General features: G+C 66.8%; 16 protein-coding genes. 8 read left to right on the top strand and 8 right to left on the bottom strand.

The features are described 5' to 3' along the window. Positions 1–44: 44 nt before the first annotated feature. From pyk to ACSQ89_RS27985, 5 genes are all read left to right on the top strand, one after another. A complete protein-coding gene (gene pyk, locus ACSQ89_RS28005) occupies positions 45–1,493 on the top strand; it encodes a pyruvate kinase (RefSeq protein ID WP_093108666.1) in 1,449 nt (482 codons plus the stop codon). Between the two features lie 110 nt (positions 1,494–1,603). Then, entirely contained in the window at positions 1,604–2,668 is a 1,065-nt protein-coding gene (gene fba, locus ACSQ89_RS28000) for a class II fructose-bisphosphate aldolase (protein WP_436292082.1), read from the top strand. A 96-nt stretch (positions 2,669–2,764) separates the two neighbouring features. Then, positions 2,765–3,670, top strand: a complete 906-nt coding sequence (locus tag ACSQ89_RS27995) for a phosphoribosylaminoimidazolesuccinocarboxamide synthase (protein WP_436292083.1) — start codon at positions 2,765–2,767, stop codon at positions 3,668–3,670. A gap of 110 nt (positions 3,671–3,780) precedes the next feature. Then, the gene (locus ACSQ89_RS27990) at positions 3,781–4,446 is read left to right on the top strand and encodes a helix-turn-helix transcriptional regulator (RefSeq protein WP_436292084.1); all 666 of its coding nucleotides are present in this window, start codon (positions 3,781–3,783) and stop codon (positions 4,444–4,446) included. A 41-nt stretch (positions 4,447–4,487) separates the two neighbouring features. After that, positions 4,488–5,150: a Crp/Fnr family transcriptional regulator gene (locus ACSQ89_RS27985; RefSeq protein WP_436292085.1), complete on the top strand. Its 663-nt coding sequence runs from the start codon at positions 4,488–4,490 to the stop codon at positions 5,148–5,150. 11 nt (positions 5,151–5,161) lie between these two features. Here ACSQ89_RS27985 and ACSQ89_RS27980 read toward each other — a convergent pair whose 3' ends face one another. The 7 genes from ACSQ89_RS27980 to ACSQ89_RS27950 form a co-directional block, all read right to left on the bottom strand. Next, positions 5,162–7,321, bottom strand: coding sequence for a S8 family serine peptidase (locus tag ACSQ89_RS27980; RefSeq protein WP_436292086.1), 2,160 nt, complete (start codon positions 7,319–7,321; stop codon positions 5,162–5,164). A gap of 28 nt (positions 7,322–7,349) precedes the next feature. Then, positions 7,350–8,474: a phosphatase PAP2 family protein gene (locus ACSQ89_RS27975; protein WP_436296590.1), complete on the bottom strand. Its 1,125-nt coding sequence runs from the start codon at positions 8,472–8,474 to the stop codon at positions 7,350–7,352. A gap of 16 nt (positions 8,475–8,490) precedes the next feature. Then, the gene (locus tag ACSQ89_RS27970; protein ID WP_436296589.1) at positions 8,491–10,290 is read right to left on the bottom strand and encodes an adenylate/guanylate cyclase domain-containing protein; all 1,800 of its coding nucleotides are present in this window, start codon (positions 10,288–10,290) and stop codon (positions 8,491–8,493) included. 230 nt (positions 10,291–10,520) lie between these two features. After that, positions 10,521–10,961 carry an META domain-containing protein gene (locus ACSQ89_RS27965; RefSeq protein WP_436292089.1) on the bottom strand — a complete coding sequence of 147 codons (441 nt, stop codon included), beginning with the start codon at positions 10,959–10,961 and terminating at the stop codon, positions 10,521–10,523. Between the two features lie 57 nt (positions 10,962–11,018). Next, positions 11,019–12,293: a type II toxin-antitoxin system HipA family toxin gene (locus ACSQ89_RS27960; RefSeq protein WP_436292205.1), complete on the bottom strand. Its 1,275-nt coding sequence runs from the start codon at positions 12,291–12,293 to the stop codon at positions 11,019–11,021. Positions 12,294–12,334: 41 nt separating this feature from the next. Then, the gene (locus tag ACSQ89_RS27955; RefSeq protein WP_436292090.1) at positions 12,335–12,631 is read right to left on the bottom strand and encodes a helix-turn-helix domain-containing protein; all 297 of its coding nucleotides are present in this window, start codon (positions 12,629–12,631) and stop codon (positions 12,335–12,337) included. A 133-nt stretch (positions 12,632–12,764) separates the two neighbouring features. After that, positions 12,765–13,685: a tetratricopeptide repeat protein gene (locus ACSQ89_RS27950; protein WP_436292091.1), complete on the bottom strand. Its 921-nt coding sequence runs from the start codon at positions 13,683–13,685 to the stop codon at positions 12,765–12,767. 36 nt (positions 13,686–13,721) lie between these two features. Here ACSQ89_RS27950 and purE point away from each other — a divergent pair, with 36 nt between their 5' ends. The 3 genes from purE to ACSQ89_RS27935 are packed head-to-tail and all read left to right on the top strand — an operon-like array spanning position 13,722 to position 16,458. Then, a complete protein-coding gene (purE, locus tag ACSQ89_RS27945) occupies positions 13,722–14,264 on the top strand; it encodes a 5-(carboxyamino)imidazole ribonucleotide mutase (protein WP_436292092.1) in 543 nt (180 codons plus the stop codon). Then, positions 14,261–15,451 (top strand): 5-(carboxyamino)imidazole ribonucleotide synthase, encoded by a 1,191-nt coding sequence (locus ACSQ89_RS27940; protein WP_436292093.1) that lies wholly within the window; start codon positions 14,261–14,263, stop codon positions 15,449–15,451. The genes purE and ACSQ89_RS27940 overlap by 4 nt, the downstream gene beginning before the upstream one ends. 5 nt (positions 15,452–15,456) lie before the next feature. Further along, the gene (locus ACSQ89_RS27935; RefSeq protein ID WP_436292094.1) at positions 15,457–16,458 is read left to right on the top strand and encodes an L-threonylcarbamoyladenylate synthase; all 1,002 of its coding nucleotides are present in this window, start codon (positions 15,457–15,459) and stop codon (positions 16,456–16,458) included. A 9-nt stretch (positions 16,459–16,467) separates the two neighbouring features. Here ACSQ89_RS27935 and ACSQ89_RS27930 read toward each other — a convergent pair whose 3' ends face one another. Beyond that, positions 16,468–17,808, bottom strand: coding sequence for an alpha/beta hydrolase family protein (locus ACSQ89_RS27930; protein ID WP_436296588.1), 1,341 nt, complete (start codon positions 17,806–17,808; stop codon positions 16,468–16,470). Between the last annotated feature and the right edge of the window lie 93 nt (positions 17,809–17,901).

Raw genomic sequence — 17,901 nt, 5'->3', positions numbered from 1 at the left:
GCCGAGAAAGTGTATACAGTATGGAATACAAACCGGAGACCTGAATGAGCACGCCCCGCCTTCCCCGCCACGCCACCAAGATCGTCGCCACGCTCGGCCCGGCATCGAGTTCGCCCGAGCTGCTCGAGCAGATGATCCATCACAAGGTCAGCGTGGTCCGGCTCAACTTCAGCCACGGCACGGCGCAAGACCACATCAACCGCGCCGCCATGGTGCGCGAGGCGGCCCGCCGTACAGGGCGCGAGGTGGCGATCATGGCCGACCTGCAGGGCCCGAAAATCCGGGTCGGCAAGTTCGCCGAAGGCAAGGTCTGGCTGGAGGCCGGTGCGAAGTTCGTGCTCGACGCCTCGCGCACCGAGCTGGGCGATGTCAGCGAAGTGGGGCTGGACTACAAGGACCTGCCGCGCGACGTGAAGCCCGGCGACAGCCTGCTGCTGAACGACGGGCTCATCGTGCTCACGGTCGAAGCCGTCAAGGGCGACGCGGTCCACACCACGGTGCGCCTGGGCGGCGAGCTCTCCAACAACAAGGGCATCAACAAGCAGGGCGGTGGCCTCACGGCGCCGGCGCTGACGGCCAAGGACATGGAGGACATCAAGACCGCGATGAGCTTCCAGGCCGACTACGTGGCGGTGAGCTTTCCGAAGAACGCGACCGACATGGAAATGGCGCGCCAGCTGTGCAACGTGGCGGCCGCCGAGTTCGGCCACAAGCCGGGCCTGATCGCCAAGATCGAGCGCGCCGAGGCGATCCCCAAGCTGGAGGAAATCCTGCGCGCCAGCGACGGCATCATGGTCGCGCGCGGCGACCTGGCGGTCGAGGTCGGCAACGCGGCCGTGCCGGCGCTGCAGAAAAAGATGATCCGCATGGCGCGCGAGATGGACAAGGTCGTCATCACCGCCACGCAGATGATGGAGTCGATGATCACCAATCCGGTGCCGACGCGCGCCGAGGTGAGCGACGTGGCCAACGCCGTGCTCGACGGCACCGACGCCGTGATGCTCTCGGCCGAAACCGCTTCGGGCCGCTACCCGCTCGAGACGGTGCAGGAGATGAGCCGCATCTGCGAGGCGGCCGAAGCCGCCGAAGACCTGCAACTCGACGCCGACTTCAGCGGCCAGTCCTACGCCCGCATCGACCAGTCGATCGCGATGGGCGCGCTGTTCACCGCGCACCATTTGGGCGCCAAGGCGATCGTCGCGCTGACCGAATCGGGCTCGACCCCGCTGTGGATGAGCCGCCACCGTGCCCACATCCCGATGTACGCGCTGACCTCGCGCCTGGCCACGCAGCGCCGCATGGCGCTCTACCGCAACGTGCGGCCGCTGCTCATGGACCCGGAAAGCGACCGCGACACGGCACTGCTGCAGGCCGAGGCGCACCTCAAGAAGCGCGGCATCGTGCAGACCGGCGACGTCTACGCGATCACCTGCGGCGAGCCCATGGGTGCGCCCGGCGGCACCAACATGCTCAAGATCTGCAGGGTTGGCTGAGGGGCGGCGCCGTCCCGGCGTGGGCGTCGGTCCTGTCCGACAGGGGTGCTCGGTAGAATTGAGGCAGTCTTTTTTCTTCTTCCATCCCAACATTCCCGCGAGGTACACCCATGGCTCTCGTTTCGATGCGCGAACTGCTCGACCATGCCGCCGCCAACGGCTACGGCATTCCGGCCTTCAACGTCAACAACCTCGAGCAGGTGCAGGCCGTCATGTCGGCGGCTGACGAAGTCGGTGCGCCGGTCATCCTCCAGGCGAGCGCAGGCGCGCGCAAGTATGCGGGCGAGCCCTTCATCAAGCACCTGATCGAAGCCGCGATCGAAAGCTGGCCCAAGGTGCCGCTGGTGATGCACCAGGACCACGGCCAGAGCCCGGACGTCTGCAAGGGTGCCATCGACCTCGGCTTCAGCTCGGTCATGATGGACGGCTCGCTGCAGGCCGACGGCAAGACCATCGCGAGCTACGACTACAACATCGAGGTCACCAAGAAGGTGGCGGACATGGCGCACCGCGTGGGCGTCACCGTCGAAGGCGAGCTGGGTTGTCTCGGCTCGCTCGAAACCATGAAGGGCGACAAGGAAGACGGCCATGGCACCGACGCCACGATGACCATGGAGCAGCTGCTGACCGACCCGGAGCAGGCCGCCGATTTCGTCAAGCGTACCCAGATCGACGCACTGGCCATCGCCATCGGCACCAGCCACGGTGCCTACAAGTTCACGCGCAAGCCCACCGGCGACATCCTGGCGATCAACCGCATCAAGGAAATCCACCGCCGCATCCCCAACACCCACCTCGTGATGCACGGCTCCTCCAGCGTGCCGCAGGATCTTCTGGCCGAGATCCGCAAATACGGCGGCAACATGAAGGAAACCTACGGCGTGCCGGTCGAGGAGATCCAGGAAGCCATCAAGCACGGCGTGCGCAAGATCAACATCGACACCGACATCCGCCTCGCGATGACGGCCGCGATCCGCAAGTTCTTCACCGAGAACCCCGAGAAGTTCGATCCGCGCGAATACCTGAAGCCCGCGCGCGAAGCCGCAAAGCAGATCGCCAAGCAGCGCTACGTCCAGTTCGGCTGCGAAGGCCAGGGCCCGAAGATCAAGGGCGAGACCCTGCAGGTCGTCGCCGCCAAGTACGCCAAGGGCGAGCTCGCGCAAGAAGTGGTCTGATATTTCCGCTGGCGCGCAGAAGCCACCCTCGCGGTGGCTTTTTTCTGCGCGCACAATCTCCGTCGTCCTTCGCCTATCCGACACAGTCACTCCGTCATGACCACCGTCCACACCTCCTCCATCCAGAGCCTTCCGCTGCTCGCGCGCGGCAAGGTGCGCGACAACTACGCGGTCGGCGAGGACCGCATCCTGATGGTCGCGAGCGACCGCCTCTCGGCCTTCGACGTCATCATGGGCGAGCCGATCCCCGGCAAGGGCGTGATCCTCACGCAGATGGCGCTCTGGTGGTTCGACCGGCTGGGCCACCTGTGCCCCAACCACCTGACCGGCGACGCGCCCGAAAGCGTGGTGACGCCGGAAGAGGCGCCCCAGGTCAAGGACCGCTCCATGCTGGTCAAGCGCCTCAAACCGATCCCGGTCGAGGCCGTGGTGCGCGGCTACCTCGCCGGCAGCGGCTGGAAGGAATACCAGGAGAGCCGCGCCGTCTGCGGCGTGCCGCTGCCCGAGGGCCTCAGCAACGCGAGCAAGCTGCCGCGGCCGATCTTCACGCCCGCGGCCAAGGCAGCGGCGGGCGCGCACGACGAGAACATCAGCTACGACAAGGTGGTCGAAGTCGTCGGCCCGGCGCTCGCGCAACAGATCCGCGAGACCAGCATCGCGATCTACGAGGCGGCCGCGGCCATCGCGCTGGCCAAGGGCATGATCATTGCCGACACCAAGTTCGAATTCGGCCTCGACGAGGCCGGCACGCTGGTGCTGATGGACGAGGTGCTGACGCCCGACAGCTCGCGCTACTGGCCGATCGAAGGCTACGAAGCTGCACTCGCGGCCGGCACGAATCCGCCGAGCTACGACAAGCAGTTCGTGCGCGACTGGCTCGAGGCCACGAAGATCAACGGCAAGCCCTGGGACAAGACGCCGCCGTCGCCGCGCCTGCCGGCCGAGGTGATCGAGAAGACGGCAGCCAAGTACCGCGAGGCACTGGAGCGGCTGACGGGCTGAGCGGCAGCGCGCCCGAGGTGAATAGTTCACAAATCCGGCGGCAATAGTTCCAACCCGTCGGAAGCGCGATTTCGGACACTTTCCTCACCAAAACGGATGAGGAAAGCGCCATGACCCCGCAAACCGACTCGGATATCCAGATGACCCGGAGCCAGATCGCCGCGCCCGTGCCCGACGCTCTGCAGGCCGCCATGCTGGCACGCGTGCTCGACGAGATCGACCACGGTCTGCTGCTGGTCGACCTGACCGGCCGCATCCTGCATGCCAACCATCCGGCGCGGCGCGAACTCGCCGCGGGGCGCATGCTGCGCAGCGTCGAGGGGATGCTGTGCACCGGCGAGATCGCCTCGCAGTCGAAGATCCGGCGCGCGCTCAAGGATGCGGAGCACGACTGCCGCAGCATCGTCGAGCTCGAGCATGCGGGCGAGCCCTTGTCGCTGGCTTTCATCCCCTTGGCCATGCTGCACGGCGCCGCGTTGGTCGACACCGTGCTGATCATGTGCGGCCGCCGCTCCGGCTGCGAAATGCTCACGATGCAGATGTTCGCCCGCGCCAAGCGCCTGACCCGCACCGAGCAGAACGTGCTGGCGCAGCTGTGCGCCGGGCGCAGGGCCGAAGAGATCGCCTGCCTGCAGGGCATCCGCCTGTCCACGGTGCGCACCCACATCAAGAACGTGCGGCAGAAAACCGGTCGCGGCAGCATTCGGCAGGTCGTCAACGACGTTTCGCGCATGCCGCAGATCGTGTCGGCGCTGCGGCTGACGGCGCAAGACTGAAAGACCTTGGGGCGGCGCCGCGCGGACCGTATAGTCCGCGCATGCCGCCCAAGCCCGCTGCATCCCGCGCCGAAGACCCGCCTGCCGACGCATTGCCGCCGGAGCTGCGCAAGCTCGCGGCGCTGGGGGTGCAGCGCCGCTACCGCATCCACACCGTGCTGATCGAAGAGGGTGGTCGGGGTGACTCGATCTACATCGTGCTCTCGGGCCGGCTGCGCGCCTTTGTGTCCGATGCGCGCGGGCGCGAGGTCACCTTGGGGCTGCATGGGCCGGGCGAGTACGTCGGCGAAATGTCGCTCGATGGCGGTCTGCGCTCGGCAAGCGTGCAGGCCGTGGAACCCACCGTCTGCGCCGTGGTCGCGCGCGAGACGATGCTGCGGCACATCGCGGACGAGCCGGAATTCGCGCTGGCGCTCATCGTGCGGCTGATACGGCGGGCGCGGCTGGCGACGGAGAGTGCGCGGAGCATGGCGTTGCTGGATGTCTATAGCCGGCTCAGAAAGTTTCTCGAAGAGCGGGCCCAGGCGCAAGCCGATGGCACGCGTCGCGTCGCGCAAAGGTTGACGCACCAGGCGATCGCCAGCGAAATCGGATGTTCGCGAGAGATGGTCAGCCGGTTGATCAAGGACTTGGAAGGCGGCGGCTACGTCGATACCGCCGGGCGACAATTGGTACTTCTGCGAGACCTTCCAGCCCGCTGGTAGTTCGCGACATTTCAGTGCTCGTGCGCAGCCGCACTTGGCGCTGCCTGGGTGAAACACGGGACATTCAACCAACCGGCGCCGATACGGGCTGTCATGATCGGCGCCTGAGTCCCTGGCCCCGCTGGCCGTCGGTGGCCCTGGTTGGGATCGTCCAGCAACTGATCGACGATGGACGCGCTGTCCATCCCCGGATGACTGCCTCCGAGGGCCGGTTTTCGGGCGAAGAGATTCAGAATGGCGCGGGCCACCTGCGGAGCGGCGACGCTGGTTCCGTTCATGCGAACGGTCGAGCCGCTCAGCGTGCCCGCGGCCAAGAGGCCCGGCATCGGCTCCGAGAGATCCCCTGGCGCGACGAGGTCGGGCCAGCACCGGCGGCCACCCTGGACCACGGTCGGACCCGCAGCGGTGTATGGCGACAGCCTGCCCGAGAGCGCATAGCACGCCCCCGCGACGATGGGCAGGCGCCCATGCGCGACGCTGTTTCCGGTGCCGCGACGTTTCACGGGATCTTCGTCGACGTCATCGGCTGTACTCGGCAGGCGTGGTCTCGTTGATGAGAAATAGGACTGCCTCGCACGATAAGGCGCGTAGGGCGTCGCCTCGTCACGCTGGATCCGGGCGTCGAATGCGACGGGCTTCTGGTCCTTGCCGACGGCCAGTTTGATCTTCCACATCCCGCTGGGTGCGGGCACGCCAGTCCCGCTCTCGAAATGCGTGGGCAGCAAGGAGGCGAGCACCGCGCACTTCGCGTTCGCTGCTGCAGCGTGGCGGACGCTGCCGAGGGCGCAGCATGAAGACGTTGGCATGTCGCCATCAAATACCGTTCTGCCCGGCCGTGCCTCGATGCTGTCCCCGTTGGGCTTGACGAGTTCGATGCAGACATCGTCGAGCCTGCTGGCATCGAACCACAACTCGCAAAAACTCTCCGTCGGATCCTCGGCACGGACATGCCAGGCGAGTTCCGTGATGGCGCCTGGACGAATCTCACCGGCGGCATGGACTGCAGCGTCGAAATGATTGCCCGCGGGCAGCACCAGCGCGAAGTTGCGCCCTTTGCTGCGTTCGCGCCCGATCAAGCTGTCGAGGGCGCGCTCGAACAGGCTGGAGCCGTCATGGGGCCCGCCTGTCGCACCAAAGCTCAGGTTCACCACCACCTGGGCAGAGTCGTCCACCTTGGACAGCGCGTACTTCAATGCATCGAGCACATGCTTGGCGAGCCCTCCGCCCGATGTGTCCAGCGCCGTGGAGGGAGGCAGCTGCACCATGATGATGTCCGTATCGTCGGCACCCGCACTGTCGAGCTTGCCGCCCATGTGACGCGGCGGGAGCGATCCTGCAGCCAGGTCGGCGACATGCGTACCGTGTGCCGAGACATGGCGCACGCGGTCGTAGCCGAGCTTTCGATAGGCGTCGGCTTCGGACTGCGCATCCGGCGCTTCTGCGATCAACTCGTCGATCACGGCGGCTGCAAGTTCGCGTCCGTAGGAGAAGCCGGGGGCTTCGCGCCACTTCGTCGCGCTGAAGCTGCTCTCGGCTTTCGACGTGCCGAGGTCAAGCTCCTTCATTTCTCCATCATGGAACACGGCGACGCGCAACGGATCCTGATCCCAAAAGTATCGAACCCTCGTCGAGTTGCCGTCGGCTTTTCTGAAGGCGCGATTCAAGAAGGCCAAGCCATCGTCGATGACGACCATGACCTTGCCCTTCAACCGCCCGTTTTCGCCGATCTCGACAGCGGACGATGCATCCTGTGCCGCGTCGATGAACGACGCCTTCGGGGGAAGCCATCGCTCGCGGTCCGGCTCCCCGGGTGCATCGCGCGCCGTGGAGTACTCGACGCGCACGTCCTTGAGCTTGCCTTGTGCTCTCCATCGGCTCACGTCGTCGAGGTGGGCGGAAACGCTGTAGATCTTGTTGTCGTCTGCGCCATCGGCGACCTCGTGAAAGACAACGCCTGCGTACTCGGCAAGAAAGCGGTTGTCGAAGGGCGGCTGAAGCTCATCCTTCAATTTCTCGCTGCATTCGATGATCAATTGAACGGACCTTGCGGGCAGCCTCCTGCCGCCCGCGGGACGGGACTTGCTCCTTGCGGGGGCCGAACCCGTCAGCAAGGCCCATTCCATGTACAAGTCCGCGGTTTCTACCGGGAAGCCTGGGTTGTGTTCGGCCATGCCTGTCTCCGTGCGCTCACTGGGGGACTCAATAAGACTTCTCCTTCCGCGCTTTCATCCACAGCCAGGCGAGCATGTCGGATTTCTTGACCGAGACCTTCGGGGCGTGTGCGGCAGGAGTGATTGCCGGTACATCGCAAAGAACGATGCCTTCGTTGGTGGCGCGAGATACCGCGGTTGTCGACTCGCCCAGTGCATCGCCGTTGCACGTCAGGCAATCCACTTCGATTGCCGCTCCCGGGTCGCCCGCTCGCGCAGCAAAGTATTCGGCCAAGCGTTGGCCGAGGAACTGTCCGGCGGCACTGTCGACGGGGAAGTGCAATCCCGCCACCTCGCGGTTCTCGGCGATGCGCAGTGCCAGCTTGTGGAGCCGTTCGTTCTGGCCTGGCACGCCGGGACGCAGGCGGGCCATCATGGCGGCGAAGAAGAGCGACTCGGTCGCGTGTCCGCTCGGCCAGGCAAAGTAAGCGGGCGTCTGAATCGGCGGCTGCATATCGACAGTCCAGGCGGCCGGGCGGGGGCAGGCGAACTCATGCTTGAAGCGCTGAATCAACAGCATCGCCACATGCAGGAGCACAAGACTCAGTTCAATGGTGTGGCGATTTCGCTCAGGATGGAGATTGCAGACGCTTGCCCAATAGGCGAACTGGGGTGTGACCTGCGTCATGATCTCTGCCATCCGGTCAGCACGATCTGCACGGCGCTCAAGCACTGCGCTGACCTGCTTCCTGAACACTTCCTTGTCCGGCCGCGTCAGGGTGATCAGGGGAATCTGCCCGTACTCCAGGGTTGCACTGACAGCTGCGCCCACCACTGTGCTTTCGATGCGCAGATCGCTGAGGCACTCCTGAGTCAGGAGGTGGAAGCGGGTTTGTGCATCGTTGAGCGCCAGGTGGTCGACATCCGGCCCCTCGGGGTACTCCGAGGGCTCGACAGGGTCGGTCTGGCCGGCGGGAGATATGTACTGTCGGCTGATCTCCAATGCGGTGTTGAGCATCGGATTGGCCATGGCGCCCGAGTAGCCCGCAAAGGTATTCGCCGGGGTTGTGAGATTCATGCCGGTCATGCCGGTCATTCCCGTCATTCCCGTCATTCCCGTCATGCCGGTCATGCCCGTGAGGCTGGACATGTTGGCGGTGCTGAACTTGTTCATGGCGGTCTGCTCCTGGTTAATTTTGCGGAATGCCGGCGCTGCGCATGCTTTCCACGATGTCCTGCAACTGAGGTGAACTGGCCATGGGCGAGCGGGCGACGAACTGCTCGATCGTGAAGTGCGGCTCGATCTCCAGCAGCGCAGTCGCAACCTCGCGTGCACGAGCCTCACGTCCCATCATCGCGCTCGCGGCAATGAGCGTCTTGTACGTCGAGGCATGCAGGCGCTGGGAGCGAAGCGAGCGTTCCGCCAGCTCCGCGGATTTGGCAAACTCGCCTGCCGACAGGTAAGCCGTGGCCGCCAGTGATTCGTAGTAGTAGCGTGCAGGATGCAGCGGCGATAGCAGCAGGGCACGGTCCGCTGCCTGCTTGGCCTGCTCGCCGAGGCCTCGCCACGCATTCAGTGTTGCCATGAACAGCCAGGCCAGCGCTTCGTTCGGGTTCTCGGCGATTGCGATCTGATATGCGCGCTCGGCTGCATCGAAGTCCTTGAGCAGGTAGCCTTCGATCTGTCCCTTGATGGTCATGGCCAGCGACAGCGACGGGTCGCGCTCGAATGCGCGTTCGACCTCGAACATCGCGCGCTTCGCCTCGTGCTGCGGGTCCGCGAGCCAACCTTGCGACACGCCGATCGCATACCACTGCCCAAGCCAGGCCCTCGGTGCACCGAACCGTGGCCGTCGCTCGGTCAAGTGCTCGAGCAATTCCCTGGATCGGGCGAAGTCGATGCGCGACTGCCGGTGCATGAGCGCAATCCCTCCGATCAGGAGCGCATAGTCGTCAAGGGCGGCCGGGGGTTGGTTGCGCGCGTGTCCGATGTGCGATTGGAGAATGGCGCTGTAGGTGCCCTCGGCGATCATCGCGGCCAGTTCGCTCTCTGCATCGAACAGATCGCTCAGGGCCGTCGTGCGACGGCCGGCCCAAAGGACCGACCCGTCGCGGAGGTCCGTCAGCGTCGCACTCACAAACAGGTGGATGCCGTTCACGTGGAATGTGCCGGTGAGGGCGTACCGGGCGCCCAGACCCCTTTCGATCGTGCCGGGGTCGACGACGCGACCTTTGAAGGCGGCGCACGAAAGGCGCGACAGGACATGTAGATCCGTGCGCGCGAGCTGATGGATGACGGCATCGCAGATGAGGTCGCCCACCACCGCGTGTTTCGGGTCTTCGCCGTGGGCTTCGAAGGGCAGCACGGCAATGACCTGTCGGTCCGAGACCGGTTCGGCAACCGGGCCGGGCAGCGCTTCGTCCTTGCAGGAATGCATGCGATACACCCGCACCGTTTGCTCCATATGCTTCAGATAGCACTCGCCCAGGTCCTCGATGTCGACGTCGAGACCGTCGACCAGCTCCTCACGTGCCTCGACAGTCATCGTTGTCTGGTTCGGACCGGCCAATGTGGCGACCCGGGCCGCCAGATTGACCCCCTTGCCGTAGATATCGAGGCCGTCGATGTACACCTCCGCCGCATGCAGGCCCGCGCGCAGCGCCATCGTCCGGCCCGCGCCGATCGGCTCGTTGTGCTCGGACATGTAGGCATGCATGGCGCGCGCGGCCGCGGCGGCATTGCGCGCCGATTCGAACTCCACCATCAGTCCATCGCCAAGACTCTTCACCAAACGCCCCTCGTGGGCAGGCAAGATGAGCTGGTTCACATGCGCGAGAAATGCTTGCCAGCGCGCGATGACACCCAGTTCGTCTGCCTGCATCAGGCTCACGGACTCCACGAGGTCGACCACAAGCACGACCTTGCGGCGGCGTTGCAGGCTGAACCCGGGATCGTCGACAGACGGCATCTTGTTGTTACCCGATGACAAGGTCATCCCCTCGTGGGTGGAGAAACACACGGCAAAGCGTGTAAGCCATTTGTGTCACATCGACAGCCAAATGTCCATGGCCTGAGACTGTTTCCGAGTTGATCCCGAATGCCTATCGGGAGGAGAGGGCCCCAGGAAAGCGCCAAGTTGGGGCGCGAAGGCGTGCGGCGATGCGCGTGGGGCGCGGCGACGGCCGCGGGGGCTTTGTTTTGGGGTGGCCTGCCTCGCGCTCAGCGCAGCCCGCCGCTGCTCAGCGTCGCGACCGTCCGCCCACTCGCATCCAGCAAGGAAAGCTTCGAACTCCCCTGGAGCCTGTAGCTCGCCGTGGCCTGCAGTGCCGCGAAGAACTGGGTCTCGTTGATGTTCACCGCCTCGCTCGGGCAGGCCATGCGCGTCGCCCCCAATTGGCGCAGCCTGAGCGTGCTGCCGCTGCGCTCGTAGGTGCCCGACACGCGGTTGCAGCCGCCCGAACCGCTGACCCGTCCGCTGCTGCGGTCGAACTGGATCTGCGCGTTGCGCCGCGGATCGCTGCTCGGCTCTATCAGCTCGCTGCCGAGCTGCTCGAGTTGCCAGACCGGTCCTTCGATCGGCTCGTCGAGACTGATGCCGCTGCCGCAACCGGCCGCGAGGGCGGATGCGAGCAATGCAGTCGTGAAGAACAAGGAACGCATGGCCGGACTTTCCTTTGGCAACAAATTGAAATACGCGCCAATCGTATGCGAGCGCGTTCAGCGCGCCAACGCGACCCCGCCCGCGAGCCGGGATTGGATGCAGCGCTGCACGCTGCCCGGCGCGTCGCGCAGGAGCGCCGGCCAGTCGGCCTGCGCCTGGCGTACGGTGTTCTTCGCGATCGCGACGAGCCGCGCCGGCCGCAGCAGGCCGGCGTTGCGCAGCAGCGCGTCGAAGGCCGGCCAGTCGAAGGCGGCAAGCTTGGCATCGATGGCGCGGTTCACGCCGTAGTCGGTGGCCGGCACGCCCTCGAAGAAGGCAGCCACGCACACCGGGTCGTAGAGCGGCGCCAGGGTGGGCGTCATGCCGTCGGGATAGCGCAGCGCCCAGTTCTTCGAGTGTGCATCGCTGTTGCCGAGCAGGATGAAGGCGACGATGCGGCGCACGCACTCGCGCACGTCGGCCACGGGCTCGGGCGACAGGCGGTCGAGCACACGCAGCATCTGCGGCCAGTCGACGTCAAGGCCGCGGCCGTACTTCCGGCGCGGCTCGTACTGGAGCACCTGCGCGAACTCCTCCATGTGCACACGACCGCCCTCGCTCGAGCGGTCGAAGCGACGCACTGCGAGGATCTGGTCGAAAGGGATCTGCTCGGGCAGCTCCGCGTCGGCGCGCGAAATCACGCTTGCCTCGGCGCAGTTGAGGCCCAGCGCGCCGCAGAGACGGTAGCCCGCGAACTCGTTGGCCACCAAGTCGGGATGGCGCACCGTCGGCAGCTTGAGGATGAAGGAGCCGGCCGCGCCATGGCGCCGCACCACGTAGCGCCGGCCCTCCTGCACGGCGGAGAACTTGACGACCACACCGGGGATCGAGGCCGCGTCCTCGACCGGCGCCTCGACGAAGCCGGGCTGCAGCACGTCGAGCCCGAGCGCGGTGTGCCAGTGGCGCACGGTGTCGGGAATGCCTTCGGCCGGCGGCACTGGCTCGACCTCGATCGCGCCCACCAGATCGTGGCCAGCGGCAGCCAGCAGCTCGAATTCGTCGTCGGCGCTGCAGCCGCGCTGCTGCGCGAGGCGCTCGCGGTTGTGGCCTTCGGGCAGCAGATTCTGGAAGTAGGTGGGCCAGTGGCCGTCGCTGCGCGACAGGCGGACGTCGCGTGCCGACGAGAGAATGGCCCGGGTCGCCGCCTCGTCCGCCCCGCGGTAGGCCAGCGACAGGGTCGGCCGCGCCGGATCGGCCACGTAGTCGGCGTCGAAGGAGACGCGCAAGATGTCGCCGTACTGGGACAGGTAGCCGATTGTTCGCCTCCCGCCGCCGGGCAGGTGCAGCGACATCCGCAGGTAGCGGATGCTGGTGGTGAAGGTTGAGCTTGTGCTCACTTGGCTTCAAGAGTCTGTGTGATGGAGGGCGGCGCCCCGACACCCGCCGGCTGGCCCAGCACGCGGCCACCCGAGCGCACGAAGTCCTCGAGTTGTGGGCGCAGAGCGGCCGGCACAGGCATGAGCTCGAGGCCCAGCGCGCGTGCCATTTCGAGCAGCGTCGAAAGCCGGGGATCGATCTGGCCGCTTTCGGTGCGCTGGACGGTCATGCGAGAGAGGCCGGCACGTTCGGCCAGGGTTTCCTGGCTCCAGCCGGCCGCCTTGCGGGCGTTTTCCAGTTCGTCGATGAGCATCAAACTACTCAAATCTTATAAATTGAGTAGTTATAGTAGCTATTCCCGCGTCGAGGCGCAACAAAAAAGCTACTCGAAAGTAGCTTTTTCATGAATATGAGTAGTTTGATGGTCTTTTCTGAGGCGCTCGGTCTCAGCTCAGCACCACGCTGCTCAGGCGGCGCCGGTAGCTCGCCACGGTCGGATCGTCCGGCGGAATCTGGCCGTCCGCCACCTTGGGCTTGGGCGGCTCGATGATGTCGAGGATCGCGATGTAGGTCTTGCGGGCCAGCTCTTCGTTCCAGCCCTTGTCGCGCATCAGGATGTCGAGCAGCTCGTCCATGGCCTCGGTCCATCGCTGCGCGCTCATCAAGAGGCGCGCACGGTCGAAGCGGGCCTCGAAATCGCGCTTGTTGGCCGCGATGCGGGCTTCGGCGCCGGCGAGCGTCGGTGCCGCACCGGTGGCCGGCGTTGCGAAGTCGATCGCGTCCATCCAGCGCTGCAGCGCGTCGAAACGGCGCACCAGCGAGGTCTTGGCGATCACCGGCGCGAAGGCGACCTTGGCATCGTCGACGCGGCCCTCTTGCAGCAGCAGCTTGATGTAGTCGAAGCGCGCGTCGTCGTTGGCCGGGTCGGTCGCGACCGCGTGCTGCAGCCGTTCGAGCGCACCTTCGGTGTCGCCCTCGGCCAGCGCTTCCTGGGCAGCTTCTTCCTGCTCGGTGGCCTCGGCCTCGTCGGCGCCCGGCACATGTTTGTCGAGGAAGCTGCGGATCTGGTCGGCGGGAATCGCGCCGACGAAGCCGTCGACCGGCTGGCCGTCCTTGAACATCACGCAGAAGGGAATGCTTCGCACGCCGAACATCTGGCTCAGCTGCTGCGAAATCTGCGGCACCTTGTCGGCATCGAGCTTGGCCAGCGTGAAGCGGCCGTCATACTCGAGTTCGAGCTTTTCGAGCACCGGGCCGAGCTGTTTGCAGGGGCCGCACCACTCGGCCCAGATGTCGAGCAGCACCGGCGTGGTCATCGAGCCGTCGATCAGCTCGGTCTGGAAGTTTTCGAGGGTGATGTCGATCATCGCGGGAACCTGGGGGTGAAACGTAAAATTGAAACCATGAAGCAAGCAATTCAGGTCGGCGTGGTGATGGGCTCGAACTCCGACTGGGAGACGATGCGCAACGCGGTCGAGATTCTCCAGCAATTCGGCATCGCCCACGAGGCGCGGGTGGTCTCGGCCCACCGCATGCCCGACGAATTGTTCGCTTATGCCGAAAGCGCGGCGCCGCGCGGCCTCGCGGCCATCATCGCCGGCGCGGGCGGGGCGGCCCACCTGCCGGGCATGCTGGCGGCCAAGACCACCGTGCCGGTGCTCGGCGTGCCGGTCGCGAGCCGGCACCTGCAGGGCGTGGATTCGCTCTACAGCATCGTGCAGATGCCAAAGGGCGTGCCGGTCGCGACCTTTGCCATCGGCAACGCCGGCGCGGCCAATGCGGCGCTGTTCGCGGTTGCGATGCTGGCCGTGGCCGATCCGGCGCTGCGCGCCCGGCTCGACGCCTTCCGCGCGCAGCAGACCGAGGTGGCCCGGTCGATGGCCCTGCCGCCGGTCGATCCGCCGGCGATATCGCCTTTCTCGCCCCAGGGCGGAGGCGCGCTGTGAGCGCGATCCTGCCGGGTGCCACGCTCGGCGTGCTCGGGGGCGGTCAACTCGGCCGCATGTTCGTGCATGCGGCGCAGCGCATGGGCTACTTCACGGCGGTGCTCGACCCCGATGCCGACAGCCCCGCAGGGCGCGTGAGCCACCACCACATCCATACCGACTACACCGATGTCGACGGCCTCGCGCGGCTCGCGGGCTTGGCCGATGCCATCACGACCGAATTCGAGAACGTGCCGGCGCCCTCGCTGGAACATCTCTCGGTCGCGCGTCCGGTATGGCCGGCGGCGACCTCGGTGGCGATCGCGCAGGACCGCATCCGCGAGAAGAGCCACTTCGTCGGCTGCGGCGTGGACTGTGCGCCCTACGCGATCATCGAGTCGGCCGACCACATGGCCGTGCCGCCGAACCTGCTGCCCGGCATCCTCAAGACCGCGCGGCTCGGCTACGACGGCAAGGGGCAGCAGCGCGTCGGCACGCGCGAGGAACTCGCAGCCGCCTGGAGCGCGATGGGCGGCGTGCCCTGCGTGCTCGAAAAGCTGCTGCCGCTGGATTTCGAATGTTCGGTGATCGTCGCCCGCGGCGAAGATGGCCAGGTCGTGCACTTCCCGCCGCAGCGCAACCTGCACCGCGACGGCATCCTCGCGGTGACCGAGGTGCATGCCGGCAACATGGGCGAAGCGCAGGCGCGGCACGCCGTCGATTCGGCCGTCGCCATCGCGGAGGGCCTGGACTATGTCGGCGTGCTGTGCGTCGAGTTCTTCGTCCTGGCCGACGGATCGCTGGTGGTCAACGAGATGGCGCCACGCCCGCACAACAGCGGCCACTGGACCATCGAGGCCTGCGACATCTCGCAGTTCGAGCTGCAGGTGCGCACCCTCGCCGGCCTGCCGCTGAACGCGCCGCGCCAGCACAGCCCCGCGCTCATGCTGAACCTGCTGGGCGATCTGTGGTTTGCCGATGCCGAGGCCTCGGGCGGACCCAGGTCGTCGGAGACGGCGGTCGAGCCCCGCTGGGCCGATGTGCTCGCGCTGCCTGGAACGCATCTCCATCTCTACGGCAAGACCGAGGCGCGCCGCGGCCGCAAGATGGGCCATCTCACGATCACGGGCGAGAACATCGACACGGTTCGCAGCACCGCCGACTTCGCGGCTGCGCTGCTCGGACTGCCGATCCCTCTCTCGGAGTGAGCGCCATGATTCGCGACGGCCAGTCGCCCGCTGCCATCGACGAGGCCGTGCGCGTGCTGCGCGCCGGCGGCTTGGTCGCCTTCCCGACCGAGACGGTCTACGGTCTGGGCGCCGATGCGACCAGCGATGCGGCCGTGGCTGGCATCTTCAAGGCCAAGGGCCGGCCCAGCAACCATCCGCTGATCGTGCACGTGGCGGCCGGTGTCAAGGGGACCGAAGCGTTGTCCCGCTTTGCCCAGCCGCTGCCGGCCTTCGCCCAGAAACTCGTGCTTGCCTTCTGGCCCGGCCCGCTGACGCTGATAGTCACGCGCCAGCCCGGCGTGGCCGCGGCGGCGGCCGGCGGCGAGGACACCATCGGCCTGCGCTGCCCCGCGCACCCGGTGGCGCAAGCGCTGCTCGCGGCCTGCGCCGAGCAGGGCGTGCCGGGCGTGGCGGGGCCGAGCGCGAACCGCTTCGGCCGCGTGAGCCCCACCACCGCGCAGCACGTGCAGCAGGAGTTCGGCGACGAGCTGCTGGTGATCGACGGCGGTCCCTGCGAGGTGGGCATCGAATCGACCATCGTCGACTGCAGTCGCGGCGCGCCGGTGCTGCTGCGGCCGGGCGCTATCACGCGCACCCAGATCGAGGCGGCCTGCGGCGAGGCCTTGCGCGACAAGCACGAGCTGGCCGCCCCCGACCCGCGCGCCTCGGGCACGCTCGAGGCCCACTACGCGCCGAGCGCCAAGCTGCGGCTGATGGATGCGAAGGCCATGCAGACCGGCCTCGACGTGCTCGGCGCCAGCGCGGCGCACATCGCGGTCTGGTCGCGCAGCGCGCTCAAGAGCCGTTCGCAGCACATCCTGCAGCGCCGCATGCCCGACGATGCCGCCACCGCCGCGCAGCAGCTCTTCGCGGTGCTGCGCGCCTTCGACGCCGAGGGCGTCAAGCTGATCTGGGTCGAGACGCCGCCGGCCGGTCCCGAATGGGAAGGGGTGCGCGACCGCCTGCAACGGGCCGCTGCGGCCTGATCGCCCCCGTTACTTGACTGTGTCGAACAAGGCCCGCGCCCGCGCGTGGCAGAACGGCGGCTCGTAAGTGCCGTGATAGGCGCCAAAGTAGGTGGCGTAGGCAGGCGTCGTCGGATCGGTCGGCGCCGTGCCGCCGGGCCCGAAGCTCGCCTGGATCTGTGCGTCGACATCCACCGTCGACACGGTGGTCACGCCGCGCGCATCGAAGTCCGCCTTCATGGGCACCATGTGCACGGCCGGCGGCACCGTGGGATCGCCGGCGCCGCCGCACAGCAGCGTCTTGGCGCGCGGGCTCCAGCCGAACAGGTCGTTCTTCTTCGCGTCGAGGAAGAGCGCGTTGTTGGGGTTGGTCTGCACGTCCGTCAGGAACGCGCTGTGGAACAGCGCGTCGCGTGCCTGGGCCGGCGTCTCGCCGTTGGCACCGGGCAGCGCGCCGCTCGTCACCAGCGTGGTGAAGTTCAGCGTCGGGCTCGGCAGCAGGTTTTCGATGGTCGCTGCGTAGGGCGCCTTGAAGACCGTGTTGACGTCCGTGTAGACGTCGCCGTAGATCTTTTGATAGGAGGTGACGGTGAAGGGAACGAAGAACTGGTAGCCCGCGATCGCCGTCGTGAGCTTGAACGATCCCGACATGTTGTACGGACCTGCCAGATGAGCCCCGGCCACCACGTTGAATTCGAGCGGGCTGTCGCGCTCGGCGGCCCGGTGTGCCGCCATCGACGAGTGCCCGCCCTGCGAGTAGCCGGTGAACATCACTTTGCCCGAGAAGGAGCCGCCCGTCGCCACCAGCGCCGTGCGCGCGGCGCGGATCGAATCCAGCACCGAGCGGGCCTCCGAATCGGCATGCAGGTAGGGGTGGTACGAGAAGCTCGACCTGGCATAGCCCAGGTAGTCGGTGGCGACCACGGCGTAGCCCTGGGCTGCGTACATCGCCGTCAGCAAGAAGGTCTCCGGATCCTGCGGATTGGCCAGCGTGCGCGGCTTCTGCACGTCGGTGCCCTTGGCGTAGGCCACCAGCGGTGCGTTGTTGGCGCAGCTGCCCGCGGGCATCAGCAGCACGCCGGATGCGTTGGTGGCTTCGCCCTTGGGGCCCACCGTGCTGTAGTTGAGCGCCACCACGCTCACGTCGCACTTGGCCTTGCCGCTGATCGGCTGCAGGCCGTTCTGCGCGGTGCCGGCATCGATCTGCGCGGCCGACAGCGTCGTCACGGTCACGGCCGGTTCCTGGAGCGCGCCGGTGCCGGTCCCGCCGCCGCCGGCTCCGAAGTTGAAACCGGGGCCGTCGCCGCCGCCGCCGCAGGCGGCCAGCAGGCTGGCCATGGCGACGGCGCTCAGAAGATGCAGACGCTTCATGGATGTCTCCGGGAGTCTTGTTGTGAAGGGCGCACCGATCCTAGGCTTGCGATCTGCAAAGCAAGACAAGGGAAACCCGGAGCCGGAACGGCG

It is taken from the genome of Variovorax sp. LjRoot175 (assembly GCF_964253805.1).
Classification (GTDB): domain Bacteria; phylum Pseudomonadota; class Gammaproteobacteria; order Burkholderiales; family Burkholderiaceae_C; genus Variovorax.
This window is presented reverse-complemented; position numbering and strand designations above follow the sequence as displayed.